A 26555-nucleotide genomic window follows, 5' to 3' on the forward strand; every position below is an offset into this window, starting at 1 on the left:
AGCCATACCTCATTGCTCTGACGTTTCTTTAGTGCGTCGCTGCAGGCCTGGCGCCGATCTTGACGCGCATCAGGCTGTACGGTTTGACGCGTTTGTCCTGTCCGTCATTAAAACCTGCCGAGCGATGCAGCTGGTTGGCGGTGAAATACAAATAGCCGTCCGGGCCGATCGACAACGTATCGGGCCAAAGCACTCGTGAGTCTTCGACCAGCGTCTGCCAGCGACCGTCCGGCAGGCGTTTGCGAATCGCGTTGTGCTCGTAGTCACCGGCGTACACGGCACCGTCGGCATCGGCTTCAAGACCGTCGGAAGCACCTTTTTCACCGAGGTCGACGACGGCTTTTTCCAGTTCGGCATCGCTCACACCCGGATCACGCAACAGGGCAGTCGGCACGGCGTACAGATGCCTGCTCGATAACGGGCAGAAGTAAAGCGTCTTGCCATCACTGGACAGGGCAATACCGTCAGACGCCACCGTCAACAGGCCGGTTTTGCCTTGAGCATCGCGCGTCACCAGTGCGGGCTTGCCTTCAACCTTCGGGATAAAGGACGGGTCGGCCGAGGTGGATTGGGCACCAGTCAGTTTGCGGCTTGCCTGGCCACTCGCCAGATCGACCACGATGATGCCGCCAGGGCCGCTGACCGAAGAGTCGGTAATGTAGGCGGTCCCTTCCTTGCCTGTACGGAAGTCAAAGCGCACGTCATTGACATAGGTGGTCGGCAGGATGACGTCGTCAGGGAACACAATCGTTTTTGTGATCTTGTTGGAGGTCAGGTCGATCGCCACCAGCTTGGCTCCGCCCGCCTGAGGCGCGGAAAACTTCGGTGCTGCCGTGTCGAGCACCCAGACGCGGCCTTTGCCGTCGGCAACCACACTTTGCACGCTGATGAATCCCTTGGCCGGGTTCTGCGGATCCGCGACATTGGTTTTCAGATCAGGGTAGGGCACAAGCTGACCGTTGGAAATTTCCGCAACGGTGTAGGGCACGTCATCACCCCAGCGGGGGAAGTTCACGAAGATCCGGCCGGTTTCGGTTACCGTCACGCCTGTCGGCATGGCCCCGTTGAACGCGTAAACACGTTCGATGACGGCGCCTTTGCCCGTATCACTTTGCGCTACGGCCAAGCCGCTTACGGATACCGCAAGGGCCAGGCCTGCGATTTTAAATAATCTGTTCATGTTCAAGTCCTTGAGCGCCAGTGATGTGAGGAGCCTTCCAGCACGAGACGCGATAAATCAGTGAGCGCGAGAAGGCAGTGACAGGCTATGCACGAAGACCTTCTTCAGACAGAAGCAGATCGCAGGAAGACTTTCCGCATTTTGCGGAAAATACAAAACGGCCAGCCTTCCATCAGGGAGGGCTGGCAGCCTTGACGACAGATGGCTTCAACTCAGGCGACCGGAATCGGGTTCTCCTCCAGTGCCTGGTTGAACTGATTGATCAGCGCATGCTCATTAATGCCTTGGTTGGCTCGCAACGGGACGACCCGATCCACCAACACTTCCGTGGTCGCCGTTTCGAGTTTTTCCAGGGTTTCCCGAATGAATTCGTCGAGCGGCATGGCGCGTTCATCGCCGCTTTTGTGAATCAGGTCGGTGTCGACCCATGGCGGCGCGATCTCCAGCACTTTTACGCGGGTGTCGCGCAGGGTGAAGCGTTGCGACAGCGAGTAGGAGTGAATGGCCGCCTTCGTCGCCGAGTACAACGCTGTCGCAGCCAGTGGCAGATAGGCCAGCACGGAGCTGTTGTTGATGATGAAGGCTTCGGGTTGACGCTTGAGGTGCTCGACGAATGCGGCGCTGACACGCACCGGGCCGAGCAGGTTGGTTTGCAAAAGACTCACCGCCTGTTCGTCGTCGTAATCACCCGAGGCTGGATTATCGAACGGCATGATCCCGGCGTTATTGATGATCACGTTCAGCGAGGGGTGGCGGCGTATGACTTCCTGGGCGACATCCTTGATTTGCTGCGGGTCATTGATGTCCAGCTGGACCGTGTCGATACCGGGATTGGCCCGGGCGATCTCATCCAGCAGGGCCTGTCGACGGCCCGCGATGATGACCTGATTGCCGCGCTGGTGAAATGCCTCGGCCAAAGCGCGGCCAATGCCGGAGGTGCCGCCGGTGATGAAGATCGTGTTAGCGCTGAGTTTCATGATTCATATCCTTTTGATAGCGATCAGTTGGCGTTGTAGCGCGGTGCGAGCCGGTTGCTCGAGAGCTCGGAGAACAAGGCCTGGCGGCTGGCTTCGTAACGCTCGTAACCTTGCAGGTCGTGCATCGAGGGGATGGAGATCAGCACGCCGTTGTCGAAATCCTGCAGAGCGCCGGCGACCAGGTCCTGGGCCGACATCACGATGCCCGGATCCAGATGTTCGACAGGCAATCCACCGATTTGCCAGAAGTCCGTCGCGGTTGCGCCGGGCAGGACGGCCTGGATCCGGATGCCTTTATCCGAGAGTTCCTTGTGCAGGGACTGGGTGAACGCGGTGACGTAGGCCTTACTGCCGCCGTACACGCCGTTGAGCAGCTCCGGCGCCAGGCTGACGATCGAGGAAATATTGATCACGGCGCCTCGTTCGCGGGCGACAAAACCTGGAATCGCGGCGTAGGTCAGGCGGGTGAGGGCGGTGACGTTCAGCGTGATCATCTCGGCCATTCGCTCTACATCACTCTCCAGCAGGCCGGTATGGGTGCCGATGCCGGCATTGTTGACCAGCAAAGTGATGCTGGCGTCCTCACGCAACTTGCGTTCTACCTTGGCGAGGTCCTCGGGGCGGCCAAGATCGGCCTGCAACACTTCGATGTTCTGCCGGGTTTCGCTGGTCAGGCGGCTGGCCAGTGCGTTCAGACGTTCGCGGTTGCGCGCCACCAGCACCAGGTCGTAACCCCGGCGGGCAAGGTGTTCGGCGTAAATCGAGCCGATGCCGGTGGACGCGCCGGTGATGAGTGCAGTGCCTTTGTATTGTTGCGACATGATCAAGCTCCGTGGGTTGGGTGTGGAGCCATGATGAAGGATGTGGTAGATGTCTTAAACGACGTATATGGTAGTGTTTAAAGACATTCAAAAAGGAGTTCAGTCATGCATCGCGTCGGCTATCTGATTACCGAAGGTTTTCAGGTGATGTCCCTGGCAACCCAGGCTGTATTCGAGTTCGCCAACATCGTTGCGGGGGAAGAGATCTACAAGGTCCAGAACTTCTCGATCGGTGGTGGGACCATGCGTTCTTCGTTGGGCATGTACATCGACACGCTCCCTCTGGGCGCCCCGGGATTGGCCGACACGTGGATGATTACCGGTACGCTGACCCCGTTGAATCGACCAGATGAAGAAGTGTTGGCCAGCGTGCGCGCCTTCGTCGATGGAGCCCGACGCACAGCAGGTCTGTGTACCGGCTCGTTCGTTCTGGCGCAGGCTGGGGTTCTGGACGATCGGAGGGCGACCACCCACTGGGCCTATGCGAACAAGCTCCGTGAGCTGCATCCAAGAATCGAGGTCGAGGAAGACCGGATCTTCATCGTCGACGGTCCCGTCTGGACGTCGGCAGGCATGACAGCCGCGCTGGACATGGCGCTGGGCATGGTGGAAAAGGATCTGGGCACCGACATGGCCAGGTCGGTGGCGCACAAACTGGTCATGCATCAACGGCGTTCGGGTGGGCAATCCCAGCATTCGGAACTGCTTACGCTTGCTCCAAAGTCGGACCGTATTCAAAGTGCGCTGGAGTATGCGCGCACGCACCTGGACCGCCCGCTCAGCGTGGAGGAACTTGCCGACGTCGTGCACTTGAGTCCCAGACAATTCACCCGGGTGTTTACCGCCGAGACAGGCCAGTCACCGGCCAAGGCTGTTGAAAGCCTGCGTCTGGAGGCCGCTCGCGTGATGATCGAGCAAAGTCGTCACAGTCTGGACCGTGTGGCGAAGGAAACGGGGTTTCGAGACCGTCGCCACATGCGCGAAGTATTCATGCGAGGGTTTGGCGTTCCGCCGCAGGCAGTTCGAAGGGATGCCAGGCGGATCGGCCAGGAGAATCCATCTGATCGGGCCGCTCATCCGTAAGCGCCCCGATCAGCAGTCAAAGCCAGGATTTGATTTGCGCGCAGACGGCGTCGGTGGAAATGCCATAGCGATCATGCAGTGTCGGCAATGCACCGGCGTCGAGGAAGGCGTCGGGCAATGCAATCTGCCTGAACGTCGGCGTCACTCCGTTGCGCAGCAGTACCCCGGCAACCGCTTCACCCAGCCCGCCAATAATCGAGCTGTTTTCTGCGGTAACCACCAGCCGGCCAGACTTGCGGGCCTCGGCGAGAATGGTCTGTTCATCCAGCGGTTTGATCGTCGGCACATGCAGCACGGCGACATCGACGCCATCGGTCTGCAGCGCCTTGGCGGCCTCCAATGCGCGCATGGTCATCAATCCGGTCGAGATGATCAGGACATCGTTACCGCTGCGCAGGGTCTTGGCCTTGCCGATCTCGAATTGATACCCGTACTCATCCAGCACCAGCGGCACGTTGCCGCGCAGCAGCCGCATGTAGACCGGCCCCTGATGCGCGGCAATGGCGGGCACGGCCTGTTCGATTTCCAAGGCATCACAAGGGTCGACGATCATCAGGTTGGGCATCGCCCGAAAGATCGCCAGGTCATCGGTGGCCTGGTGGCTGGGGCCGTAGCCGGTGGTGAGGCCGGGCAATCCGCAAACGATTTTGACGTTGAGGTTTTCCTCGGCAATGGCCATGCAGATGAAGTCATAGGCGCGACGCGAGGCGAACACCGCATACGTGGTCGCGAACGGCACGAAGCCTTCGCGGGCCATGCCTGCGGCCGCACTCATGAGCAACTGTTCGGCCATGCCCATCTGATAGAAACGATCCGGGTGGGCCTTGGCGAAAATGTGCAGGTCGGTGTACTTGGACAGGTCAGCGGAGAGGCCGACGATGTCCGGACGCTGATCCGCCAGTGCAGCCAATGCATGTCCGAAGGGTGCTGAGCGGGTGGCTTGGCCTTCAGAGGCAATCGAGGCAATCATCGCCGAGGTGGTCAGGCGCTTCTTGATCGGTTCGCCAGTCGAGGTCGGTGTGTTGGCGGCGTTGCTCATTGGTTTTTTCCTTCTTCAAGCGTGGTCAGTGCCAGATCCCATTCGTGTTCGTCCACGCGGATGAAATGGGTCTTTTCGCGGTTTTCGAGGAAGGGCACACCTTTGCCCATGGTGGTGTCGCAGATGATCACCCGTGGCTGAGTGCCGGTGTGTTGGCGGGCGGCATCGAAGGCTTCGACCAGTGCGTCCAGGTCGTTGCCGTCGACGCGCTGGGTGAACCAGCCAAACGCTTTCCAGCGATCCACGATGGGTTCGAACGACAGGATCTCGCTGGAATGGCCGTCCGCTTGCTGATTGTTGACGTCGACGATGGCGATCAGGTTGTCGAGCTTCCAGTGCGAGGCCGACATCACGGCTTCCCAGGTCGAGCCTTCGTTCAGCTCGCCGTCCGACAGCAGGTTGTAGACGAACGATGTCGAGCCCTTGCGCTTGAGGCCCAGGCAGGCGCCGACCGCGATGCCCAGCCCCTGACCCAGCGAGCCACCGGTGATTTCCATGCCCGGCGTGTAGGCGGCCATGCCCGACATCGGCAATCGGCTGTCATCCGAGCCGTAGGTTTCAAGCTCATCGAGCGGGATGATCTCGGCTTCGATCAGCGCCGCGTACAGCGCAATCGCATAGTGACCGATCGACAGATAGAAACGATCACGCGGCTCCCACGCCGGGTCTTCGGGACGATAACTCAGCGCATGGAAGTAGGCGACCGCGAGCAGGTCCGCCGCACCGAGGGCCTGGCCGACGTAGCCCTGGCCTTGCACCTGGCCCATGCGCAAGGCATGGCGGCGGATGTTGTGGGCGCGCTCGGCCAGCGTCTGGGGTGTTGTGAATGAAAGGTTGGCAGTCATGGTGAATTCTCCTGTGAATCAACGATTGACCAAGGCAGCGGGAATGCGCAGGACCAGCGAGGCGCCGATCAGCAATACGCCGGTGATCAGGTACATGCCGATAGCGCTGGAGCCTGTGAGTGTGGTTATCCAGCCAATCAGGTAGGGCGAGCAGAAGCCGGCAAGGTTGGCGAAACTGTTGACGGCGGCGATGCCGGCCGCGGCGGAGACACCACCAAGCAGCGTGGTGGGGAGCATCCAGAACAGCGAGGTCGCGGACAGGATGCCGGAAGCCGCCAGGCACAGACTGAGAATGGACAGCATCACATTGCCTCCCATCAGCGCCGCGAGGGTCAGGCCGATGGCCCCGGCGATCATCGGCACGATCAGGTGCCAGCGGCGTTCGCGATGTTTGTCGCCACTGCGTCCGACCAGCAACATGGCGGCGATGGCACAGAGATAAGGCAGGCTGGTCAGCAAGCCGATCTTCATCGGATCGGAGACACCGGCATTACGCACAAGGGTCGGCAGCCAGAAGGTAATTGCGTACTGTCCCATCACCACACAGAAATAGATCCCCGCGAGCAGCCAGAGGCGACGGTCACGAATGAATTCGCCCACGGACGCATGCGTCACTTTCTGCTGGTCATCCTCCGCCAGCTCACGGGTGATCAGGGCTTTTTCGTCGTCGTTGAGCCAACTGGCCTGATGCACGCCATCCTTGAGGTAGCTGAGCACCAGCAGTCCGACAACCACCGTAGGCACAGCCTCCAGCACAAACATCCATTGCCAGCCGGCCCAGCCGTGCATACCGGCGAAGTGGTTCATGATCCAGCCGGAGAGCGGGCCGCCGACCATGCCCGACAGCGGGATAGCGATGAACCACAACACCGTCATGCGCGCACGCCGGTAGGACGGAAACCAGTAGGTGAGGTACAGCAGCAGCCCCGGCGCCAGGCCGGCTTCGGCAATGCCCAGCAGAAAGCGCAGGGCGTAGAACTGCCAGGCGGTTTCGACGAAGGCGAAGAGGGCGGAGACAATGCCCCAGGTGATCATGATGCGCGCGATCCAGACTCGCGCGCCGACCTTGTGCAGGATGATGTTGCTGGGCACTTCGCAGAGAAAGTAGCCGATGAAGAACATGCCCGCGCCCAGCCCGTAGACTGTTTCGCTGAGCGCCAGATCGTTCATCATTTGCAGTTTGGCAAAGCCGACGTTGACGCGATCGAGGTAGGCGCACAGGTAGCACAGCATCAGGAACGGCATCAGGCGCCAGGCGGTTTTACGGTAGGCGTTGGAACGCACCGCCGAAACGGCTTCGAGCGACAGGGTAGTCATGATGGTCTGATCTCTTGTTTTTATTGACCGCCGGGCAAGTTTGCCCGGCCGTATCATCGATCCAGAACCGCACGGGCCGCGAGGCCCGCCACGTGTGTCAGTGAATCAGCATGCCGCCGTTCACATCCAGGGTGATGCCAGTCAGATAGGAGGACAAGTCGCTGGCCAGGAACAGCGCCGCATTGGCCACATCCTGCGCCTCGCCCAGGCGACCCAACGGAATGCCGTCGATGATCGCGTGGCGGCGCTCGTCCTGCATCAGGCCGCCAGTAATGTCGGTGTGAATCAGGCCGGGGGCGATGGAGTTGACGCGCACGTTGTCCGGCCCCAGCTCACGCGCCATGGCCTTGGCCAGGCCCAGCACACCGGCCTTGGCGGCGCTGTAATGAGGCCCGCCAAAAATGCCGCCGCCGCGCTGCGCGGAAACCGAAGACATGCACACAATGCTGCCGCTGGCTTGCTGGCGCATGAGCGGAATTACCGCCTGGGACATCTGCAACGTACCGCGCAGGCTCACGTCCAGCACCTTGTCGTAATCACCGGGGCGGATATCGAGGGTCTTGAGGGGTTGGGTGATGCCGGCATTGTTGACCAGTATGTCGATCCGGCCAAAGTGTTCGATGACGGTGGCGACAGCCTGCTGCACCTGGGACTCGTCGGCGACGTTGGCAGCCAGGCCGAGATGACCCTCGCCCAAAGAGGCAGCGGCATCCCGGGCAGCGGATGCGTCCAGATCCAGAATCACCACCCGGGCGCCATGTTGAGCGAAGGTCGTAGCTGTCGCGCGGCCGATACCACGTGCGGAGGCAGCACCTGTGATGATCGCGACTTTGCCTTGAAGAAGCATGGGAGAAAACCTCTGATTGTTGTTATTGAGTCGGTCCGTGCAGAACCGATGACTCAGCTTGTCTCCCGCAACGACCCTGAGCAATAACGCAAACTTCACTGGATGCTGAAAAAAATTCAGCACTCGCCAACATGCGGTTGCGGTGTTTGAATAGTCGAACGCCCGGCCTCAGCCACTTGCAGCGGAACAACCCTCATCATGAGTTCATCCGGCGAAGCACCGCCAATCCTGCCACCCCTGAAAGCCATTCAGGCCTTTGAGCAAACTGCGCGCTTTGGCAACGTCGCGCGTGCGGCCGAAGTGCTGGACCTGACGCCCTCGGCAGTCAGTCACCAACTGGCCAAGCTCGAGGCGATGATCGGGCGGCAGTTGTTCCTCAGAACGGCCAGGGGAGTGACGTTGACGCCCGTGGGCGAGCAATACCTGTCCGAGATATCCGGCATCCTGCACAGCCTGGCGGTGGCAACAGAGCGCGCGACCAGTGATGTCAGCCTCGACTGTCTGCGATTGCATTCATCACCCAGCTTCGGCCTGTTGTGGCTGATGCCGCGCCTGGAACAGTTTCGCGAGAGCCATCCCGACATTCAGCTCAATCTCTCATGCTCCTATGAATCGCTGCACTTCAGTCGGGACAAGATCGACGTGGACATCCGCCACGGCATGCCGAACTGGCCAAGTTTCGAAGTGCGTACGCTGCGCAACGAAAAAATCGCAGTTCTCGCATCACCCAAGCTTCTGGAAAAACGTCCCATCCGCGCGGTCGCCGACTTGCTGGACTGCAACCTGATCCTGTCGGAAGCGACGCTGATCAAGTGGCCGCAACTGTTTGCTCAACACGGGCTGTCGCGCCCTGAAAGCCCCTATACCTTGAGCTTTGACCGCTCCTACATGACCCTCGAAGCCGCCAGCCACGGGCTTGGATTTGCATTGGAAAGCACGCTGCTGGCGCAGGACTACCTGGCGCGCGGAGAGTTGGTCGAAGTCATTCCCGGGTTGAGCGCCCCGATCACCGCACACCACCTGGTTTTCCCGAAGGCGCATGCGGGGTTTCCACGGGTGAGGCGTTTTCTGGAATGGATGCAGCGTGAGTTGGGGCATGACTTCAGTTACTGAAGCACATCCATATTGATCTTGCGCCAACACGCTTTCGAGAAACTGTAAACCGAGAAGGCAATCAGCCCCAGGGCCATCACCATCAGGACAAGCCATCCGGCGGGCAGATTCTGCAGCGCGTCCAGCGCTTCCTTCATGCCAGGCGGGTCCATGGCTTGATAAGCGGAACCGCTGACGGCCAGCAGCAAAGCAATCTCCATAAACACGACGCCGCGTGCGATCAGACCGAAGCGAGACACCGGACGGACATAGCGCATGACCTCTTCGTCGGCCTCAAAATACTTCTCGAACGAGGCCTTCCATCCCTTGATGATGTGAGCAACGCCAACCCCCAGCGGAATGAGCGCAATCAGGTACAACAATAGATTCGAGTGTTCCCAAGACAAAAGATGCGCCAGCCAGTCTTTGGTCTGCTCTGCGGAATGGCTCGAACGGCGGCTACCGCTCACAAGCAGTCCCAATGCAAAAAACGCCAGAGCACCGTTGACCAGACCTCCTGCAAACAGGCCTGCACGAATCACCAGCCCTTTGAGCTGCGTGCCGTGATGATCGACATCGCGTATCGCTTGCAGGACACGCCAGGCTGCAAACGCAAGCAGACCCGCCACCACAAGGCCCACCAGAAAATAGCCGAACGGCTGGCTCAGCAAGGCTTCCAGACTCTTGTGACTGTCCTTGGGTTTTGTCGAATCATGGGCTGCCAATAGCGCGAATATGCCGATGATCAAATAAAGCACTCCGCGAGCGGCGTATCCGCCCCGAGCGAGTATGACGAGACTGCGTTGCGCGGACATTGGATAGATTTCCGAGGTGTATTAAGAGAGCAGACCCTTGTTGCTGAAAGGGGTTCTGTTACAAATCGGAGTCCGGACGTTTACCCGGAGTGCGATGGATGAAGGGGACGAGCTGCCGTTGCGAGCCGGACGATCCTGACCCATCATTCAGATTCATATTGATGCCGTGGTGAAAATGGACAAGCAACTGGCTGGTTACTCGATTGTATTGACCATCATCTGGGTTTCAGCGGTTATCGCGGTCATGTACTGGATGTCTAATTGAACGTATTGGGTGGCGATGTGGAAGGCGTGGTGTTGGGCGACAAGATTCAGCGAGAAGCGGACCGGCTGCTGGCGCAGATTGTCCGGGCAGACTCGATGATCATTGCTGTCAAGGCAGGGGCGCGGGCGGATGGTTTCGTGCTGGGACTGGAAACCGGCGGGGCTTTGCGTGCCGGCGATGCCGAGAGGCTGTACATCATTTTCGAAGCCGCGCTGGTGGAGCGCTTGAAGTCATTGTCGCGAGGCTGATCAGATCGGCTGATTGAATCGATATTCATGAACAGCCATCTACTTGAACTATAAGCTGATCACTCAATGTTCATTTTTGTACGGGGCGAGGGCATGGACTGGAGTGACATGCGGATCTTCCTGGCGATTGCCCGCAACGGCTCGCTGGGCGGAGCCGCCAGGGAGTTGGGGGTCAGTCACCCAACGGTCGGACGGCGCTTGCAGGTGCTTGAACAAACCAGTGGGCAAGCCTTTTTCCTGCGGACCGCTCAAGGGCTGGTGCTCACGGACAGTGGCGAGAGGATTCTCGGTCTGGCGCAGGACATGGAACACAGCGCGTTGGCCATCGAGCGGCGTCTGGCGGGGCATGGTGATCAGCCTGAAGGCCTGTTGCGGATATCCTCAGCCGACTGGTTCGCCTGTCATGTTTTGTCGCCGGTTCTCAGCGAACTGGTGCACCGCTACCCGTTGATCGTTCCCGAAGTCATCGCCGGGCATCGACTGTTCGACCTTGCCCGCCGGGATGCCGACATCGCTTTCCGGATCGTGCCTTTCACCGAACCCGACATAGTGCACCGCAAGCTGACAACTCTGTCGTACGGCCTATACGCGGCTTTGCATGCCCCGACGCCGCAGCCGGACGGCGAGGGGCTTGGCCTGATCCTGATGAACATCGCCCAGTCCCATTACCCGGACGTGCAATGGCTGCAGCAACGCTATCCGCTGGCCCGCACCGTGTTCACCAGCAGCAGCCGTACGGTTCAGGCACAGATGTGCGCGAAGGGGCTGGGCGTTGCCGTTTTGCCCCGCGTCCTCGGTGACTCCGTGTCGGGACTGCGACTGCTGGATGAGGACGAGCCACCGCCAGGACGGGACATCTGGATGGGGTATCACCAGGACATGCGCCAGATGGACCGGCTGCGCGCACTGGCTGACCTTGCCTCCAGCATGATCGGTGCGGGGTAGCGCGCCTCAGGTCGGGCGTACAGCCGAGGCTTGCGCTACCGTCGCTGGCTCGCGCGCTAACGTCAGGCTTATCGCTGCCCCTACGGCCAGGCAGACGGCGATGCACAGAACAGCGATCGTGAACGCATGAGTGATGCTGACCGCCGTCGCCGGTTCTCCGAGCAAGGTATAAAACACACCGCCAATCAGTGCGACGCTCAGCGATGTGCTGATCTGCAGCGTTGCGCTGGTAATGCCTGCGATCATCCCGGCATACGCCGGCGCTACCCGGCCCGTGACCATGCGCATCAACGTCGGCAGGCCCAGCCCCTGTCCCAGACCGATCAGGAACAGGATGACCGTCAAGGAAGTGAAGGGCGGGGCGAGGGTAGTCGGTGTCACTGACACGAGCCAGCCCAGCCATAGTAACCCGACCACTTCCAGCCCCATGCCTAGCGGATTCACGTAGCCCCCGAGGACGCGCCTGAGGAGCGGAACCGACAGGGGACCGAGCAGAAATCCCGCGCCAAACGGCAGAAAGATCAGGCCGGCATGCAGTGCGCTCATATGCAATGCGCTTTGCATGTACATCGAAAACATCAGAAAAAACACACCGATTGAATAGAAGCAAAGCGCGACCAGAAGCGCTCGCCCCAGGCCCGGTGCATTCAGTACGGCCGGGGCGAGGATGGGCGTTCCTCCGGCCCGGTGCAAACAGCTCTCGTAGCGCCAGAACGCTACCGCCAGCGCAGGGCTGGCGGCCAGCGACAGCCATGCCCACCACGGCCATCCGGCCTCGCGGCCTTCAATCAAAGGCACGACCAAAGTGGTCAAGGTCAGCATCGACAACGCGGTGCCCACCAGATCCAGCTTGCTCGCGTGCTGCGCACGGGTTTCTTTGAGCACACGGATGCCAAACGCAATCACCAGCAACGCGATCGGCAGGTTGACCAGGAAGATCGCGCGCCATCCCATGCCCAACACGTCGACCTCAATCATAAAGCCGCCCAGTGCCTGACCGATCACAGACGCCAGTCCAAATACGGCCCCGTAAATGCTTAATGCCAATGGTCTTTCCGACACTGGGAAAATCGCCTGCACCGATGCAAGTGCCTGAGGAGCCATGACGGCGGCGGTCACACCCTGCAAGGCGCGTCCGAGGATGAGGATCCACGGCGAAACCGCCAGGCCGCACATCAGCGACGCGGCGGCGAAGCCCAACAGGCCAAGGAAGAACATCCGCCCGCGGCCGTACAGATCGCCGAGTCGTCCGCCGGTAATCAGCGTCACGGCATAGAGCGTTGCATAGGAAGAAATCACCAACTGCTCGGCAGAGGAGCCTGTCCCCAGATCCTCCTGCATCGAGGGCAGGGCGACGTTGACGATAAAAAAATCCAGGGGCGGCAGAAACGCACCGACGAGCAATATGGCAAACATCAACCAGCGCCGGGGTTCGGGCACTTCGATTTCGATTCGAGACATGACAGGCATCCTGTAGGGAACTCAGGTTTGACGACGACCGAAGGGCAAGGCTTCGCGCCTGCCCGGGTCAGGTCGCCGGGTCCCAATTTAGGGAATCGCTCCTGCGTTTTCGCCTTACAAAACTGCACGGCCAACGTTCATTCGTGTCAGTGCCGCGCCGCTGCGATGACGCTCACCATGGGCAGGTCGTTTCAGACATTCCCTTCATCAACGACCGAGGAGTCAGACATGTCAGGTAAATTCAGTGATCAGGTTGCCGTCGTGACCGGCGGTTCCACAGGGATCGGGTTTTCCATCGCGCAAGCCTTGATCGCCGAGGGCGCCAAACGCGTTTACATCACTGCACGGGCAGCAGACAGGCTGGAGGCGGCAGTTGCCAGACTCGGCGACAAAGCTGTCGCGGTGGTTTCCGATGTCTCGCGTCAGGCTGATCTCGACGCGCTCAAAGCGACAATCCAAACGCGCGACGATCGGCTGGACGCAGTGTTCGCAAATGCCGGGATCTGTGAGAAAAATCCGCTCGGAGAGACCAGCGAGGCTGCTTACTACGCCATGTTCGACGTGAACGTGAAAGGCGTTTTCTTCAGCGTTCAAACGCTTCTTCCGTTGATGAAAGACGCTTCGTCCATCGTCTTGACTGCCTCAATCTGCTCCAGCAACGGCATGGAAGGATTGAGTCTGTACAACGCGTCGAAGGCAGCGGTCCGATCGTTTGCACGGACGTGGGCCAATGAACTCAAGGACCGCAAAATCCGCGCAAACGTGTTGAGTCCTGGCTTCACCCGCACACCGCTGATGGACAACGGGCTGAAAATGAGCGAGAGCGACATCGCCGCGCTGCGCCAGCACGTCGAGCAAATCACGCCTCTGGGCTATATGGCACAACCAGAAGAAATAGCCAGCGCGGCACTGTTTCTCGCCTCGGACGACGCCAGATACGTGAACGGCGTGGAGCTGATGGTCGATGGTGGTTTATCGCAAATCTGAAGCAGGGGATTGGTAAAGCTTCGGGCAGGCATAAGGCGACTCGTTCCATCTGCATTGACCTCAAAGCGTGGTGGTCTGCCCGTTGCGATCCAGTTCATACACCTTGTTGCCCTGCAACTTCTCCTTCAGCCATCGCTCTGCCTTACCCAACGGCCGCTGCCGCGCCCAGAGCAAATCCACACCAATCTGCCAGTCCGTATGCGGATATGCCGAGAGCTGCAGTTCCACCAGCTCACCCTTGGCCAGTTCACGCTGAACGAGCTGGCGGGGCAGGGTGGCCCAGCCGAGTCCGGCGCGGACCATTTCCAATAACGCCAGATAACTTTCCGCCTGCCACAGCTGGGTCGAACGCAGGTATTCGCTGCTCGGCAGTTTGCTCGCGTGGGCGCTGAAGGCCAGGCGGCGATGGACGTGCAGATCCTCGAACGTGACGTTATCGAGTTGCGCCAATGGGTGCCGGGGATGGCAGACGTGCAGCATGATCAGTTTGCCCAGCTGCTGGAACGCCAGCTCCTTGGGGTAGCCGGGCTGTGAGAACGCCACACCGAGCACCGCTTCGCCGCTGCTGACCAGTTCACTGACGTCGCCATGGACCGGATGACGAATGATCAGGTCGACAAAGGGGAAGGCTGCTTCGAAGGCTTTGAGCACCGGCATGATCGGGCCGTACGGCGTTTCAATGGCCAGTGTCAGGCTGGGCTCTACGTTTTCCGACAGACAATTGGCGTGGGCTTCGAAGGTCATGCAGCGTTCAAGCACGGCTTCGGCCTGCACCAGCAATTTGTGGCCGCTGGCGGTGAGGGCAGGGCTGCGGTTGCTGCGGTCGAACAGGTCGACGCCAAGGTCGGTTTCGAGGTTGGCAATCGCTGCGCTGATGGTCGATTGGGTCTTGCCCAGTTTGCGCCCGGCGGCGGAAAACGATCCGCTTTTGACCACTTGGACGAACATCAACAGTTGATCGAGTGAGAAGCGCAAGCGTTGAACTCCCGGTTCGAAAATGAAGGTTTGGAGCGGCTAACGGATGCCAGATCCGTGCCATCGGAAAAAGCGATGGTTGCTAATTTGTTTCATCGCAATAAACGTTCAAATATGGCCCCGCTTCAAACGATCTCCGGGGCGGATGCACCTTTCAAACGCCTTGGGCATGCCCGCAATCTCAACAGATGCCGCACCTTCAGGAGCGTGGGAAATGACCACACAACGCATTCATCCGGTGGACGAGGTTTTGCCACTGCGCCAGTTGTTCACGTTTGGCTTGCAGCATGTTCTGGTGATGTACGCGGGAGCGGTGGCGGTGCCGCTGATTCTTGGCAGCGCGATGGGGCTGACCTCGGCGCAAGTCGTGTTGCTGATCAACGCCAACCTGTTGACCTCTGGTGTGGCGACGCTGATTCAAACCCTCGGTTTCTGGAAGTTCGGCGCCCGCCTGCCGCTGATTCAGGGCTGCTCGTTCATTGCCCTGGCGCCGATGATCATGATTGGCAAGGAGTTCGGGCTCAGCCAGATTTTCGGTGCGGTGATCGCGGCGGGATTTATCACCGTTGCGCTGGCACCGGTGTTCAGCCGCTTGCTGCGGTTTTTTCCGCCGGTGGTGATTGGCAGTCTGATCACCATTATCGGCATCTCGCTGATGCCGGCAGCGGCGATCTGGCTGGGCGGTGGCAATCCCGATTCGGCAGATTTTGGCAATCCCGCCAACCTGTTGCTGGGTTTGGCCACGGTCAGTGTGACCCTGGTGATCTACGCCAGATTCAAGGGCTTCATCGGCAACCTCAGCGTGCTGATTGGCCTCTTTGTCGGCAGCCTGATCGCAGCGGCTTGCGGCATGACGCACTTCAATCGGGTCAGCGAAGCGGCCTGGTTTGAGTTGAGTGCGCCGATGGCTTTCGGCGCGCCGGAATTCGCGCCGGTGCCGATTCTGATCATGACCCTGGCGATGCTGGTCATCATGGCCGAGACCACCGGCAACTGTCTGGCGATCGGCAAATTGACCGGCAAACCGACCACGCAGCAGACCCTCGGCAACGCATTCCGCGCCGATGGCTTGTCGACCATGCTCGGTGGCTTGTTCAACAGCTTTCCTTACAACGCCTTTACTCAGAACACCGGCTTGATTGCGCTCTCCAACGTTAAAAGCCGCTTCGTTGTGGCCGCTGCCGGGGCAATCATGGTGCTGATGGGCCTGTTTCCGAAACTCGGCGCGTTGATCGCCGCGGTGCCGACGCCGGTGCTCGGTGGCTGCGCGATTGTGATGTTCGGCATGACCACGGTGGCGGGGATTCAGGAACTGTCACGGGTGCAATTCGAGGGCACGCGCAACGGCATTATCGTCGCCGTGTCAGTGAGTGTCGGGGTGCTGCCGATGTCCTTTCCGGCGCTGTTCGAACACGTCGGCCCGACCCTGAAACTGGTGCTCGACAGCGGGATTTTCCTCGGAGCGATCACCGCCATCGTCCTCAACGTTCTGCTCAACGATGAAAAAAAATCGACCGAAACCATCGGCGCTACATCGGCTGAACTGGCCGACTGACTTTTGTTTTCCACTGCCCTGGAGTTACCCATGAATCAATTGACTGAACTCATCCCGGCTGGCATCAGCGCGCTTGATCTGACGTTACTGCGCCAGACCATTGCCTTGTCCGAGGCATCGAAGCAACGCGGTCGCCATCCGTTCGCGGCATTGGTGGCCGACCGCAACGGCAAGGTGATTGTCGAAGCGGGGAACAACTCGATGCCCCCGGAAGGTGATCCAACGCAGCACGCCGAGTTGGTGGCAGCGGCGGCAGCGGCAAAACTGCTGTCGCCGCAGGAGTTGGAGCTGTGCACGCTGTACACCAGCGCCGAGCCATGCTGCATGTGCGCCGGCGCGGTGTATTGGACGGGGATCGGGCGTGTGGTCTATGCCTTGTCAGAGCATGCCTTGCTGGGACTGACGGGGGACCATCCGGAAAATCCGACGTTCTCGCTGCCGTGCCGCGAGGTGTTCGCCAAGGGGCAGCGCAAGGTCAGCGTCTTGGGGCCGATGCTGGAGGGAGAGGCGGCTGAACCGCACAGGGGGTTTTGGTCGTAACAGGTTTTGAAACGAAGCTTGAGCGGTGTGAGGTCGCGCACTCGCCTGCAACGTCTGCGATAATCACGACCCAGTGAGGCGCGAAGGCATCGAGTGCTCGTCTCAGCATCCGCAATCAGGCTTTGGAGGACTTTATGCGTGACATTATTGATGGCTTTCTGCGGTTTCAGCGCGAGGTGTATCCACAACGTGTCGAGCTTTTCAGGCAGCTCGCGACAGAGCAAAACCCAAAGGCGCTGTTTGTCACGTGCTCGGATAGTCGTGTAGTGCCTGAACTGCTCACACAGCGTGAGCCGGGTGAGCTGTTCGTGATCCGCAACGCCGGCAACATTGTGCCGTCATATGGTCCCGAACCGGGTGGTGTGTCGGCCACCGTCGAATATGCGGTTGCAGTGCTCGGCGTACGGGACATCGTGATCTGCGGCCACTCGGATTGCGGAGCGATGGGCGCGATTTCACGCTGCACGTGTCTGGATCATCTGCCGGCAGTTGCCAACTGGCTTCGTCACGCGGATGCCGCGAAAGCGATCAACGCGGCGCATGAGTTCGATACGCCACGCGACAAGCTCGATGGCCTCGTTCGTGAAAACGTGATCGCACAACTGGCAAACCTGCGGACTCATCCATCGGTGGCGCTTGCGCTTGAGCAAGGACGCTTGAATTTGCATGGCTGGGTCTATGACATCGAGGCAGGTTGCATCGATGCGCTGGATGGAGCCACTCGACGCTTCGTTCCACTGTCCGATTCACCGACCACCGTTGCCGTCGCTGCGCGCAACGGTGGTCAGATATAACGGCGACAGACAGGTCGGGACGGGGAAAATTTCGTCCCGGCCGATCGGTCCCTGGCCCGAATCAAAGACCCACCGATGACTCACAATCTTTTGATATTTCACGTCCTTTCTTTTATTCACACATTTACGTGGCCAACGCCGTGGTGTTGACATCGTGTTCCGGTAGAGCCACATCGCTATCGCCCGGCGTCAGAATGACCTTGCGGCAATCCTCTTCCTTTTTATCAAAAATTTTATAGCCCTCTGGAGCCTGTTCCAGCGACATACGATGGCTGATGATGACCTCCGGTGAGAGGCGGCCTGCCTCGATGTGATGGAGCAGCTCCGGCAGGAAGCGATGCACGTGGGTTTGACCCATTTTGAAAGTCAGACCCTTGTCAAACGCGTCCCCGAAAAGGAATCCATGTATGAATCCAGAGTAGACTCCAGGGACACTCACAATGCCACCACGTCTGACAGCTGCAATACACTGGCGCAGAGCTTTGCCGCTACTTCCCTCGAGCTTGAGTGTCGCGAGAACCGTTTCCGTCGTACTGCCTTTCGCTTCAAACCCGACCGCGTCCACGACGCCGTCGACTCCCCGCATTCCTTTGGTTTGCCGAATGATCGTATCTGCAGGGTCGTCGTCTTCATCGAAGTTGATGGGAATTACGCCGTATGTTTTCTGCGCGTAAGCCAAGCGGTAAGGATGGTGATCGACCATGAAAATCTGGTCGGCCCCGAGCATTCTCGCGCAGGCTGCACTTAATAAACCGACAGGGCCCGCACCATAAATGGCGATGCTGGAGCCGTTGCCAATCCCCGCGTTCGTTACAGCCTGATACGCAGTCGGGAGGATGTCGGAGAGGAAAAGAACTTTCTCATCCGGCAGTGTCCCTGGCACTTTGAACGGCCCGGTGTTGGCTTTCGGTACACGCACGTATTCGGCCTGCCCGCCAGGCACTCCGCCGTACATATGGCTGAATCCGAACAGCGCGGCTCCCGGGGGTATCGCCTTTTTATTCAAGATCGCTCCACGCCCGGTATTTGTAGTTTCGCAGGCCGCGAACAGATCCATTGCGCAGAAGTAACAGCTGCCGCAGGCAATGACGAAGGGAATGACAACCCGATCGCCCGGCTGCACGGCGGTGACCGCTGAACCTGCCTCCTCGACGATCCCCATGAACTCATGACCGAAAATATCGCCATGCTCGACGGTTGGAATCTTTCCTCGATAAAGGTGAAGGTCAGATCCGCAAATCGCGGTTGCCGTCACTCGAAGAATGATGTCATCGCTGTCCTGGATGACTGGATCCGCAACGTTGTCGACTTTGACGCTGTGCGCGCCGTGATACGTAAGTGCTCTCATGGCGTCCTACCTCTGACTTTCACTGAATGTAAGTGGGAGAGGGCACACAGAGAGCGTAAGTTCATAATGAAAGGCGGGGGAAGTGACTGGCGGTGGTGGGCGCGTGCCTCCTCACAATGAAGAGCGCCATATAACCCTGTCTTGCCTCTCCGTCGTGATCCGCAATTAATCGAAACTTCGCCGTCTGCCGGGCGATCCAGACCTTTACATCTACCGTGCGTGCCGTTGATGCCGGCGCCTGGATGTCATACGCAATGAAAAGATGAGGTTAAACATGGATGATCGCCCTGGTGGGCGATGGCGCGATGCAGATGAACAACATGGCCGAACTGACGCAATATGCCAAACGGCTGACATCGCCGTGGGTCGGTTTCCCGGCTGCGTCGATTCTTTGCGGACTGCTGGCGGGTTTTGCTGTTGGGTTTCGTAGCCGTTTACATTGCCTGCCGTTGTTCGCGGCGTTGAGGGTCTTTGTCCTCGCGTTCGGCCTGGTGCTTGCGGTGTTGTACACGTTGATCATTCCCACCGACCTGACCCTGAAACGGCCGCATCCAGCCCAAAGAGCCAAACGACGGTTTGGTTTCAACCTGCATATCACCAGGGAGTCAGGGCGTCCTGGCGTCAAAGGTGAACCGAGGAAGTTCCGGTCAGAAACACCATTTAACATAATATACATTACACGTAACAAAGTATTACGAAGTCAGCCCGGTTGCGCGCGCGATTTCAATCTCAGGCATCTCTCTCAAAGGACCTGATCCTTGATGCTTGCTGATCTCTCTATTTGAAATGTGCTGCTCTCAATCCTCGGCACGCGTCAGCTTTTCAATCAGCGCTCGATGCTGCGGATACCGCGCTGTGAGTTTCTGCCGGTTCCCCATTTCCATATCGGCGAAATCAAAGCCTGGTGAAACTGCTTCGCTGATCAAACCAAATCCGTTCTCGCCATTCAGCAATCTGGAGGCTTTCCAGATTCCGCCCGGCACGTGCAATTGCAAATGTTGTCCGGCTAGAACATCGCTGCCCATCACCAACGTCTGCAGTGAACCGTCTTCAAGGATCAAGCTGTACTCAATGGCATCGCCCAGATGGAAATAATGCAGGATGTCCGAATGGTTGAAATGAAACTGGCCGACCGGTGAATCTTCGGTCAGCAGGTAGTAAATCGACGTCATCAGAAAGCGTGAGCCGCTCGTGGTTTCAAGCATGTCCCGGTGATCAGCCTGGTATGTCCTGCGGAAATAGCCGCCCTCAACATGAGGTTCAAGGTCCAGTGATGCAATCAGGTTCGACGCACTGATCTGACTCGGATTCATGGCCTGCTCCATTGATTTTCAATACATACTGTAATAACTCGACTAAACGACCATTTAGTGTAGTTAAGCGAAAATTCAAGACGAACGACGAATTTAACAGCTAAATCTCGGTCTTCCGCTGATTCATTCCTCACTCGGGTCGTAGCTGTTCACATTGGGCACTTGCAGATGCAGGCGCCCAAGCAAGTCAACCAATGTATCAACCTCAGCCGGAGTCAAGCCGCTGAGCAGACGCGACTCTCGCTCAAGTGCAACTTTGAGCACGCGGTCATGCAGTTCTTTACCGCTGGCCGTCAATCGCACGGTGTAACGCCGTGCATCCTTGGGATCCAGTTGACTGGTGATCCGCCCCGCCGCTTCCAATGTCTGCAATGAACGACTGACAGCGCTCTTGTCGAGGCCGATGGCCTGGCAGATTCGATTGGCGGTGATGTCGGATTCAACGGCCAGCATTGAAAGCATCCGCCATTCAACCACGCCGATTCCGAAGTGTTTGCGATAGCACTGGGAGGCCCCGGTGGCGAGTTTGTTCGCCAGGAACGTCACCAGGCCAGGTACATAACGCGACAGGTTCAGTTGTGTATCAGTAGCCATCGAGAAAACACCATAGATCAAAGACCTTGGATATTGGTTGACACCGCAACCATTTTATCTGAGGATTCACTCAGCCAAGCATTGCGGACAATGCGCCGCATGATACGCCGTAGCACAACCTCAAAAAAATAATTAACAGGTCTTGCTTATGAACGCTCCTCACCCGTGCCCTTTATTGGCGCCCATGATTAGCCACCCTTTCTACTTCTTCTTGCCCGGCTGATTCGTCACCCGCTCGCCCCCTTTCTTTTTTCAGCAGCCACTTCAATGTGGAGGGAGAAGTCATGCTTCAAGTCAACGTCACCCGCAAAGTCGACGAGGCCGAGGATATCTGCAGTTTCGAGCTGTGCTCAGCAGACGGTCGCCCCCTACCGCCGTTCAACGCCGGGGCACACATCGACATCCACATTGCCGAAGGTCTGACCCGGCAGTACTCGCTGTGCAATGACTCCAAAGAGCGTCATCGCTACGTCATCAGTGTGCTGAAAGATCCCGCCTCGCGCGGCGGTTCCGCTGCGATGCACGACACCATCAGTCAGGGACAGACGCTCAGCATCAGCGAACCACGCAACCTCTTTCCACTCGCGGACTCAGCCAAGCGTCACCTGCTGTTTGGCGGCGGTATTGGCATTACGCCGATGCTGGCAATGGCTCATGAGCTTCATTATCAAGGCGCGGATTTCGAGCTGCATTACAGCTTTCGATCCCGTGAGCGTGCCGCGTTTATCCAATGGCTCGCCCAAGCGCCCTTCGCCAGCCGCGTGCATTTGCATGACGACAGCGGATCGCCTGCACAGAAACTCGATGCGACCGCCCTCCTCGCCACCCCAGATACCACAAACCACCTCTACGTATGCGGCCCGGTCGGCTTCATGAATTTCATCTTCGACACCGCGCACGCCGCTGGCTGGCCCGAAGATCGCGTGCACAGAGAGTTCTTCGCCGCTGCACCGGTCGATGCTAGCGCTGATTCGCCCTTCGAAGTTCAACTGGCGAGCACAGGACAGATTTTTTACATCCCCGCCGATCGCACTGTATTCGAAGTGCTCGATGAGGCCGGGATTGCCATCGAGTCATCGTGCGAGCAAGGCGTCTGCGGCACCTGCGTCACGGGCTTGCTCGAAGGTATTGCCGATCACCGTGACCAGTTCATGACCGCCGCCGAACACGCTGCCAATGACCGTTTCACCCCATGCTGCTCACGTGCCAAATCGCCCCGCCTGGTTTTGGAATGAGCTTAGGCCTTCCCGCCCGGTTTTCCGGAGGTGCTTTTCAAAGCGATCTGGTTTGTTGCGTGCCGACCGCCGGACGTGCTGCACACCGACAACGATCCTGTATCGCAGGCCCAAAGCCGTGCCGGTCAACGCTTGATTGCTGCCAGTGAAGTCCCGGCGCCACAAGGCATGGCCGGGATGGTGCAAGGCCGGATGGAGCGCCTGCTTCATCTGCGGGTGTGCCTGTAACCAGTGGGCGACTTCCAGAGCCTGACGCTCATGCACTTGCTTGCCGCGTTGTTCATCTGCGGTCCAATCGGGATACGAGGATTTCTCTCGCAAACATTGGCCATTCAGATGGCCGGGCTTCGCAGATTGACTGACGGTTGGCTGCTTCACCAGGGAACTGCCGGTGCCAGGCGTCGTCCGAGCTTAAGCGTTTAAGCAAACTGCTAGACACGAGGTTTCCGTTTGAAAGCTGCCATCGTCAAAAAATACCGCCTGATCATCAAGACCCTGGGCTACGTGGGCTGGTCTCTGTTCTGGTTGCTGCTGTGGGACATCGCCGTCACCGTCGACTTCATGCTATTCCTCAACGCCAAGCTGAACCTGCCGCTGATGCCGCTGACCTTGCTGGGTTCGGCGTTGATCGTATTGATCAGTTTTCGCAACAGCAGCGCCTACAACCGCTGGTGGGAAGCGCGGACGTTGTGGGGGGCGATGATCAACAACTCCCGCAGCTTCGCCCGGCAGGTTCTGACGCTGCTGGACGACGCCGGCGGCGAGGTGAATCCGGTCAAATCCACTCTGCTGCGCCGCCACGTCGCTTATGTGAACTGCCTCGCGGCGCATCTGCAAGGCCAGCCTTGTCCCGACGAGGTGCGGGCGTTTATTCCCGCCGAAGAGTTCGCCCGCAGTGGCACGACCAATAACTTTGCCAACGATATCCTCACCGGCTCCGCGACTTTGCTCGCCAAGGAATACAAGGCCGGGCATCTGGACAGTATTCGCCTGGCGCGGCTTGAGTCGACGCTGGTCGACCTGTCCAACAGTCAGGGCGGCATGGAGCGGATCGCCAATACCCCGCTACCCTACCCTTACGTCTATTTTCCGCGGCTGTTTATTTCGCTGTTCTGCCTGATCGTACCGGTGGGACTGGTCGAATCCCTGGGCTGGTTCACGCCGCTGGCGTCGACCGTGGTGGGATTCATGCTGCTGGCCATCGAACGCATCGGCACCGATCTGCAAAGCCCGTTTCGCCACAGCGAACACCAGATTCAAATGGAAGCACTGTGCGAAACCATTGAAAAGAACTTGCAGTCGATGCAACGTGATTCGTTGGGTGATGTGCGCAGGCTTGAGGAGCACGCGTGAGACGCTGCTTCAGCATCAGCGTGTAGCGGGTCTCCCCTTTTCTTTATCAGGTACAGAGCGACTATTGATGAGACGAGCGTGTGCGCTCCAGGCCAGCCTTGGTGTTTCAGTTCGCGATCCTCGGTGCCTTCTCTTCATCGTCGTAATGGCGGCAAAGAAATTCGCGGACCAGGACGGCAGTTCGTCCAGCGCTGGTCACCACAAAGAAATGTCCCTCACCTTTCAGAAGGCGAAGTTCTGAACGTCCAATTGTGCGGCGCAGGACATGGCCGTTGTACGCCTGTATTAACGGATCGCGGTCGCCGGCAAGAATCAGCGTGCGTTGAAGCAGTCGGGACAAGCGAAGCAGGCTTGTCCATCCGATCAAGGCTGCGAGCTGGAAATAGTAGGTTCGCGGATTAACAGAGAGCATGCCCTTCATTACACCGAACCGCAGCAGCGTCTGAACTGAATGGCCGGATCGTTCTTGCTGGTGCGTTTTGGTGTTTTTGCTCTTGCGGAAAAAATCCATAACGTCTGCAGGCTTCATCAACAGCAATGGGCCGGGAGAGGTCGCCGCGAGGATCAACCTGCGTACCCTGCTCGGGTAACGAAGAGCGAACTCCTGAGCCAATGCACCTCCCCAACTCACACCGAACACATCGACCTGGTCGATCCCCAATTGCTCAAGCATCCCGGCAATCACGTCGGCATGGCGTGGCAGGCGAAAGGGCCAACGGGGCATTTGCGACTTGCCGACTCCGGGCACGTCCAGCGTGATGGTCATGAAGTCGTCAAGCTCATTGCGCAGCGGATCGAAGGTACGAATCAAACCACCCAAACCATTAAGCAAAAGCAGCGGAGAGCCTTGACCGCAGATCGAAACGTTCAACTGCAAGCCCTTCGTTGTCAGCCTGTGCGTTGTCATGATTTCTCCTTGCTGCACGTAATTGAAAGGCAGTGCAGGTGGGATCGCGACGCCTACCGTCGGATTTTTGCTTCCAGTTTATTCAACCAAGCCGTCCAATGATGGATGGGAGGTAAAGGGTCAACCCAAAGCCGTATCGAGGAACATCATGACTCCGAAACCGAGCATCAACCCCAAGGTCGCAGGTGTCTCATGACCATTGCGATGGGTCTCGGGAATGACCTCATGGGACACCACAAAAATCATCGCGCCCGCCGCCAGACCGAGCGCTATGGGATATCCCAATGCGAAGCTGCTCGAAACCCCCAAGCCGACGATCGCGCCAATGGGCTCCATCAACCCTGAGCCCACCGCAATAAGCGCAGCGCGAAGCGCTGAAATCCCGGTCACGCGTAACGCAAGCGCCACAGCCAGGCCTTCGGGAATGTCTTGAATGGCGATGGCAGTGGTTAGCGGCAATCCCACCTTCATATCGCCATTGGCAAAGCTCACTCCAATGGCCATCCCCTCCGGCAAGTTATGCAGCGTGATTGCCAGGACAAACAGCCATACACGATTGATGCGCTGCGCCTCGGGCCCACGGCGACCGCTTTTCTCATGTTCGTGAGGCACGAAGCGATCCAGACCGATCATCAGCGCTACCCCCAATCCCAATCCTGCAACGACGACACAGGCTGCGAGCAACTGGTTACCGTACAGCGCCTGGGCGGCTTCGATGCCCGGAAGAATGAGCGAAAACGAACTGGCGGCCAGCATCATCCCGGCAGCGAAGCCGAGCATGATGTCCTGCGTTCTGGCGGCGATATCGCGTAACGCAATCGCTGCCAACGCACCTATGGCCGTCGCAGCGAAGCCTGACATGCCGCCGAGAAATGCAAAGTGCAGATTTTGTTTGTTGGCGCCGACGAAGGCGCCGTACCCGCTGATCAGCAAGCAAAGCGTCACGCCAATCAGAATTGACCAGAAGGCTAACCCGCCCCATCCGGATTTTGAGAGTCGAACAAACCGTGAGCGAAGTGTTGCGCCAGATGAGGTCAACGGCTCGGACATCGCACCCTCCTGTTTTCTTGAGTTGGAAAAACCGCACGCCTTTTGGCGTGCGGTCGCGTCGTTAAGGTTGTGGTTCGCCTTGCACACCCGCCCCCAGGTCCGCACCCGTGATCGGATTGCTGTCTGGGTCGGACATCGTCCTGGCTTTCATGTCCATGAGCAGCGCTTCATCCTCGGCGCTCAATTGCACAGTCGCGGTGCCCTCGCCTCCATCCACCGCCGGCGCTGGATTCTCTACGAACTCCCAGTCCTCCCCTTCGTTCCACGGCCCGCGGGTGCTGCCTTCGCCCTGAGACATGTTGAAGTAAACGTTGGTGAATTCAGGCATACCCGGCAGTTTGCCCTGAGGGAAATTAGGCTGGATGGCGTGCAGTGCTTTTTCGAAAGACAGTTGATGGGCGATTTCACGGGTCATCAGAAATCCGAGGGCTTCCTTTACACCCGGATCATCTGTGACATTCATCAAACGCTCGTAGACGATCTTCGCCCTGGCCTCAGCGGCGATATTGGAGCGCATGTCTGCAGTCGGTTCGCCGATGGTATCGACGTAAGCCGCCGACCAGGGAACGCCTGCCGAGTTGGTCAAAGGAGCACCCGCTCCGTACAACAGACTTGTGATGTGGGAATCGTTGCCGGCCCCGTTGATGGCGCGATACAACTCGCCCTCTTCCTCGACACCTTCGGCCATTTGCCCTTTGGCGCCCTTGTTCAACATCACGATAATCGACCCGACGATCTCAAGGTGGCTGAGCTCCTCGGTGGCAATATCCATAAGGAGATCCTTTCTGCCTGGATCATCTTCGGCCAACGCCTGTGTGAAGTAGCGTGAAGCTGCAGCGAGTTCCCCTTGGGCTCCCCCGAATTGTTCCAGTAGTAGATTGGCCAACCCCGGATTGGGCTGAGCAACGCGCACGGTGTATTGAAGTCGTTTGTTATGTAGGAACATGACATTCTCCTCAGGTGCATCAG

Annotated in this window: 27 protein-coding genes and 1 pseudogene; 11 read left to right on the forward strand and 17 right to left on the reverse strand. The window is 58.7% G+C overall.

The genetic code is table 11. From position 1 onward, the window contains the following. Positions 1–28: 28 nt before the first annotated feature. From ACEN93_RS02640 to ACEN93_RS02650, 3 genes are all read right to left on the reverse strand, one after another. Positions 29–1180, reverse strand: coding sequence for an L-dopachrome tautomerase-related protein (locus ACEN93_RS02640; RefSeq protein WP_495611540.1), 1152 nt, complete (start codon positions 1178–1180; stop codon positions 29–31). Positions 1181–1392: 212 nt separating this feature from the next. Beyond that, on the reverse strand, positions 1393–2157 hold the full coding sequence (locus ACEN93_RS02645; RefSeq protein WP_011334128.1) for an SDR family oxidoreductase: 765 nt from the start codon (positions 2155–2157) through the stop codon (positions 1393–1395). Positions 2158–2180: 23 nt separating this feature from the next. Continuing rightward, a complete protein-coding gene (locus ACEN93_RS02650; protein WP_039768382.1) occupies positions 2181–2978 on the reverse strand; it encodes an SDR family NAD(P)-dependent oxidoreductase in 798 nt (265 codons plus the stop codon). Between the two features lie 105 nt (positions 2979–3083). Between ACEN93_RS02650 and ACEN93_RS02655 the strand changes: the two genes are divergently transcribed. Further along, positions 3084–4061 carry a GlxA family transcriptional regulator gene (locus ACEN93_RS02655; protein ID WP_495611000.1) on the forward strand — a complete coding sequence of 326 codons (978 nt, stop codon included), beginning with the start codon at positions 3084–3086 and terminating at the stop codon, positions 4059–4061. Positions 4062–4077: 16 nt separating this feature from the next. On the opposite strand, the gene ACEN93_RS02660 is transcribed toward ACEN93_RS02655, so the two are convergent. The 4 genes from ACEN93_RS02660 to ACEN93_RS02675 form a co-directional block, all read right to left on the reverse strand. Continuing rightward, the gene (locus ACEN93_RS02660) at positions 4078–5100 is read right to left on the reverse strand and encodes a transketolase family protein (RefSeq protein ID WP_495611001.1); all 1023 of its coding nucleotides are present in this window, start codon (positions 5098–5100) and stop codon (positions 4078–4080) included. Beyond that, positions 5097–5945 (reverse strand): transketolase, encoded by an 849-nt coding sequence (locus tag ACEN93_RS02665; protein ID WP_495611002.1) that lies wholly within the window; start codon positions 5943–5945, stop codon positions 5097–5099. Before ACEN93_RS02665 ends, ACEN93_RS02660 begins: the two co-directional genes overlap by 4 nt. Before the next feature lie 18 nt (positions 5946–5963). Continuing rightward, a complete protein-coding gene (locus tag ACEN93_RS02670; protein ID WP_041475274.1) occupies positions 5964–7262 on the reverse strand; it encodes an MFS transporter in 1299 nt (432 codons plus the stop codon). Positions 7263–7359: 97 nt separating this feature from the next. Further along, positions 7360–8109: an SDR family NAD(P)-dependent oxidoreductase gene (locus ACEN93_RS02675; protein WP_039768387.1), complete on the reverse strand. Its 750-nt coding sequence runs from the start codon at positions 8107–8109 to the stop codon at positions 7360–7362. A gap of 198 nt (positions 8110–8307) precedes the next feature. Here ACEN93_RS02675 and ACEN93_RS02680 point away from each other — a divergent pair, with 198 nt between their 5' ends. Beyond that, positions 8308–9222: a LysR substrate-binding domain-containing protein gene (locus tag ACEN93_RS02680; RefSeq protein ID WP_011334135.1), complete on the forward strand. Its 915-nt coding sequence runs from the start codon at positions 8308–8310 to the stop codon at positions 9220–9222. Here ACEN93_RS02680 and ACEN93_RS02685 read toward each other — a convergent pair. Then, positions 9216–10016 carry a DUF1206 domain-containing protein gene (locus ACEN93_RS02685; protein WP_495611003.1) on the reverse strand — a complete coding sequence of 267 codons (801 nt, stop codon included), beginning with the start codon at positions 10014–10016 and terminating at the stop codon, positions 9216–9218. The genes ACEN93_RS02680 and ACEN93_RS02685 overlap by 7 nt on opposite strands. 282 nt (positions 10017–10298) lie before the next feature. On the opposite strand from ACEN93_RS02685, the gene ACEN93_RS02690 reads away from it, so the two are divergent. Continuing rightward, positions 10299–10529 carry a hypothetical protein gene (locus tag ACEN93_RS02690; RefSeq protein WP_011334137.1) on the forward strand — a complete coding sequence of 77 codons (231 nt, stop codon included), beginning with the start codon at positions 10299–10301 and terminating at the stop codon, positions 10527–10529. Positions 10530–10622: 93 nt separating this feature from the next. After that, complete coding sequence (locus tag ACEN93_RS02695; protein WP_103385312.1) at positions 10623–11474, forward strand: LysR family transcriptional regulator; 852 nt, start codon at positions 10623–10625, stop codon at positions 11472–11474. A 6-nt stretch (positions 11475–11480) separates the two neighbouring features. Here the strand turns inward: ACEN93_RS02695 and ACEN93_RS02700 are convergent, their stop codons facing one another. Continuing rightward, positions 11481–12935 carry an MFS transporter gene (locus ACEN93_RS02700; RefSeq protein WP_495611004.1) on the reverse strand — a complete coding sequence of 485 codons (1455 nt, stop codon included), beginning with the start codon at positions 12933–12935 and terminating at the stop codon, positions 11481–11483. Positions 12936–13163: 228 nt separating this feature from the next. Between ACEN93_RS02700 and ACEN93_RS02705 the strand changes: the two genes are divergently transcribed. After that, entirely contained in the window at positions 13164–13922 is a 759-nt protein-coding gene (locus ACEN93_RS02705) for an SDR family NAD(P)-dependent oxidoreductase (RefSeq protein WP_011334140.1), read from the forward strand. Between the two features lie 60 nt (positions 13923–13982). Here the strand turns inward: ACEN93_RS02705 and ACEN93_RS02710 are convergent, their stop codons facing one another. Next, positions 13983–14897, reverse strand: coding sequence for a LysR family transcriptional regulator (locus ACEN93_RS02710; protein ID WP_011334141.1), 915 nt, complete (start codon positions 14895–14897; stop codon positions 13983–13985). 214 nt (positions 14898–15111) lie between these two features. Between ACEN93_RS02710 and ACEN93_RS02715 the strand changes: the two genes are divergently transcribed. The 3 genes from ACEN93_RS02715 (at position 15112) to ACEN93_RS02725 (ending at position 17786) form a co-directional block, all read left to right on the forward strand. Then, the gene (locus ACEN93_RS02715) at positions 15112–16452 is read left to right on the forward strand and encodes a nucleobase:cation symporter-2 family protein (protein WP_103385277.1); all 1341 of its coding nucleotides are present in this window, start codon (positions 15112–15114) and stop codon (positions 16450–16452) included. Positions 16453–16482: 30 nt separating this feature from the next. Beyond that, positions 16483–16992, forward strand: coding sequence for a nucleoside deaminase (locus ACEN93_RS02720; RefSeq protein WP_011334143.1), 510 nt, complete (start codon positions 16483–16485; stop codon positions 16990–16992). A 134-nt stretch (positions 16993–17126) separates the two neighbouring features. Next, positions 17127–17786 carry a carbonic anhydrase gene (locus ACEN93_RS02725; RefSeq protein WP_103385275.1) on the forward strand — a complete coding sequence of 220 codons (660 nt, stop codon included), beginning with the start codon at positions 17127–17129 and terminating at the stop codon, positions 17784–17786. A gap of 124 nt (positions 17787–17910) precedes the next feature. Here the strand turns inward: ACEN93_RS02725 and ACEN93_RS02730 are convergent, their stop codons facing one another. Further along, positions 17911–19134, reverse strand: coding sequence for a zinc-dependent alcohol dehydrogenase (locus tag ACEN93_RS02730; protein WP_495611005.1), 1224 nt, complete (start codon positions 19132–19134; stop codon positions 17911–17913). A gap of 278 nt (positions 19135–19412) precedes the next feature. On the opposite strand from ACEN93_RS02730, the gene ACEN93_RS02735 reads away from it, so the two are divergent. Next, complete coding sequence (locus ACEN93_RS02735; protein WP_495611006.1) at positions 19413–19889, forward strand: hypothetical protein; 477 nt, start codon at positions 19413–19415, stop codon at positions 19887–19889. A gap of 42 nt (positions 19890–19931) precedes the next feature. Here ACEN93_RS02735 and ACEN93_RS02740 read toward each other — a convergent pair whose 3' ends face one another. Together ACEN93_RS02740 and ACEN93_RS02745 are read right to left on the reverse strand one after the other, a co-directional pair. Continuing rightward, positions 19932–20447 carry a cupin domain-containing protein gene (locus tag ACEN93_RS02740; protein WP_011334146.1) on the reverse strand — a complete coding sequence of 172 codons (516 nt, stop codon included), beginning with the start codon at positions 20445–20447 and terminating at the stop codon, positions 19932–19934. Positions 20448–20570: 123 nt separating this feature from the next. Then, entirely contained in the window at positions 20571–21041 is a 471-nt protein-coding gene (locus ACEN93_RS02745) for a MarR family winged helix-turn-helix transcriptional regulator (RefSeq protein ID WP_064596594.1), read from the reverse strand. Between the two features lie 284 nt (positions 21042–21325). Between ACEN93_RS02745 and ACEN93_RS02750 the strand changes: the two genes are divergently transcribed. Then, positions 21326–22276: a PDR/VanB family oxidoreductase gene (locus ACEN93_RS02750; protein WP_490843318.1), complete on the forward strand. Its 951-nt coding sequence runs from the start codon at positions 21326–21328 to the stop codon at positions 22274–22276. A 123-nt stretch (positions 22277–22399) separates the two neighbouring features. Here the strand turns inward: ACEN93_RS02750 and ACEN93_RS02755 are convergent. Beyond that, positions 22400–22543: pseudogene (locus tag ACEN93_RS02755) on the reverse strand (PLP-dependent transferase); the annotation flags it as partial. Between the two features lie 183 nt (positions 22544–22726). Here ACEN93_RS02755 and ACEN93_RS02760 point away from each other — a divergent pair. Further along, a complete protein-coding gene (locus ACEN93_RS02760) occupies positions 22727–23629 on the forward strand; it encodes a bestrophin family protein (RefSeq protein ID WP_039768508.1) in 903 nt (300 codons plus the stop codon). 106 nt (positions 23630–23735) lie between these two features. Here the strand turns inward: ACEN93_RS02760 and ACEN93_RS02765 are convergent, their stop codons facing one another. The 3 genes from ACEN93_RS02765 to ACEN93_RS02775 form a co-directional block, all read right to left on the reverse strand. Continuing rightward, positions 23736–24536 carry an alpha/beta fold hydrolase gene (locus tag ACEN93_RS02765; protein WP_074690566.1) on the reverse strand — a complete coding sequence of 267 codons (801 nt, stop codon included), beginning with the start codon at positions 24534–24536 and terminating at the stop codon, positions 23736–23738. A 120-nt stretch (positions 24537–24656) separates the two neighbouring features. After that, positions 24657–25586 carry a ZIP family metal transporter gene (locus ACEN93_RS02770; protein ID WP_011334200.1) on the reverse strand — a complete coding sequence of 310 codons (930 nt, stop codon included), beginning with the start codon at positions 25584–25586 and terminating at the stop codon, positions 24657–24659. Positions 25587–25647: 61 nt separating this feature from the next. Further along, complete coding sequence (locus ACEN93_RS02775) at positions 25648–26532, reverse strand: manganese catalase family protein (protein WP_064596678.1); 885 nt, start codon at positions 26530–26532, stop codon at positions 25648–25650. Positions 26533–26555 lie beyond the last annotated feature (23 nt).

It is taken from the genome of Pseudomonas sp. Pseusp21 (assembly GCF_059492145.1).

Excerpts from the sequence above, each read along its gene's own strand:
- ACEN93_RS02770 (WP_011334200.1), bottom strand. The coding sequence starts at position 25,586 with ATGTCCGAGCCGTTGACCTCATCTGGCGCAACACTTCGCTCACGGTTT.
- ACEN93_RS02645 (WP_011334128.1), bottom strand. The coding sequence starts at position 2,157 with ATGAAACTCAGCGCTAACACGATCTTCATCACCGGCGGCACCTCCGGC.
- ACEN93_RS02715 (WP_103385277.1), top strand. The coding sequence starts at position 15,112 with ATGACCACACAACGCATTCATCCGGTGGACGAGGTTTTGCCACTGCGC.
- ACEN93_RS02655 (WP_495611000.1), top strand. The coding sequence starts at position 3,084 with ATGCATCGCGTCGGCTATCTGATTACCGAAGGTTTTCAGGTGATGTCC.
- ACEN93_RS02685 (WP_495611003.1), bottom strand. The coding sequence starts at position 10,016 with ATGTCCGCGCAACGCAGTCTCGTCATACTCGCTCGGGGCGGATACGCC.
- ACEN93_RS02740 (WP_011334146.1), bottom strand. The coding sequence starts at position 20,447 with ATGAATCCGAGTCAGATCAGTGCGTCGAACCTGATTGCATCACTGGAC.
- ACEN93_RS02705 (WP_011334140.1), top strand. The coding sequence starts at position 13,164 with ATGTCAGGTAAATTCAGTGATCAGGTTGCCGTCGTGACCGGCGGTTCC.
- ACEN93_RS02640 (WP_495611540.1), bottom strand. The coding sequence starts at position 1,180 with ATGAACAGATTATTTAAAATCGCAGGCCTGGCCCTTGCGGTATCCGTA.
- ACEN93_RS02765 (WP_074690566.1), bottom strand. The coding sequence starts at position 24,536 with ATGACAACGCACAGGCTGACAACGAAGGGCTTGCAGTTGAACGTTTCG.
- ACEN93_RS02700 (WP_495611004.1), bottom strand. The coding sequence starts at position 12,935 with ATGTCTCGAATCGAAATCGAAGTGCCCGAACCCCGGCGCTGGTTGATG.
- ACEN93_RS02680 (WP_011334135.1), top strand. The coding sequence starts at position 8,308 with ATGAGTTCATCCGGCGAAGCACCGCCAATCCTGCCACCCCTGAAAGCC.
- ACEN93_RS02735 (WP_495611006.1), top strand. The coding sequence starts at position 19,413 with ATGATCGCCCTGGTGGGCGATGGCGCGATGCAGATGAACAACATGGCC.
- ACEN93_RS02675 (WP_039768387.1), bottom strand. The coding sequence starts at position 8,109 with ATGCTTCTTCAAGGCAAAGTCGCGATCATCACAGGTGCTGCCTCCGCA.
- ACEN93_RS02730 (WP_495611005.1), bottom strand. The coding sequence starts at position 19,134 with ATGAGAGCACTTACGTATCACGGCGCGCACAGCGTCAAAGTCGACAAC.
- ACEN93_RS02670 (WP_041475274.1), bottom strand. The coding sequence starts at position 7,262 with ATGACTACCCTGTCGCTCGAAGCCGTTTCGGCGGTGCGTTCCAACGCC.
- ACEN93_RS02745 (WP_064596594.1), bottom strand. The coding sequence starts at position 21,041 with ATGGCTACTGATACACAACTGAACCTGTCGCGTTATGTACCTGGCCTG.
- ACEN93_RS02775 (WP_064596678.1), bottom strand. The coding sequence starts at position 26,532 with ATGTTCCTACATAACAAACGACTTCAATACACCGTGCGCGTTGCTCAG.
- ACEN93_RS02650 (WP_039768382.1), bottom strand. The coding sequence starts at position 2,978 with ATGTCGCAACAATACAAAGGCACTGCACTCATCACCGGCGCGTCCACC.
- ACEN93_RS02665 (WP_495611002.1), bottom strand. The coding sequence starts at position 5,945 with ATGACTGCCAACCTTTCATTCACAACACCCCAGACGCTGGCCGAGCGC.
- ACEN93_RS02660 (WP_495611001.1), bottom strand. The coding sequence starts at position 5,100 with ATGAGCAACGCCGCCAACACACCGACCTCGACTGGCGAACCGATCAAG.
- ACEN93_RS02720 (WP_011334143.1), top strand. The coding sequence starts at position 16,483 with ATGAATCAATTGACTGAACTCATCCCGGCTGGCATCAGCGCGCTTGAT.
- ACEN93_RS02695 (WP_103385312.1), top strand. The coding sequence starts at position 10,623 with ATGGACTGGAGTGACATGCGGATCTTCCTGGCGATTGCCCGCAACGGC.
- ACEN93_RS02750 (WP_490843318.1), top strand. The coding sequence starts at position 21,326 with ATGCTTCAAGTCAACGTCACCCGCAAAGTCGACGAGGCCGAGGATATC.
- ACEN93_RS02725 (WP_103385275.1), top strand. The coding sequence starts at position 17,127 with ATGCGTGACATTATTGATGGCTTTCTGCGGTTTCAGCGCGAGGTGTAT.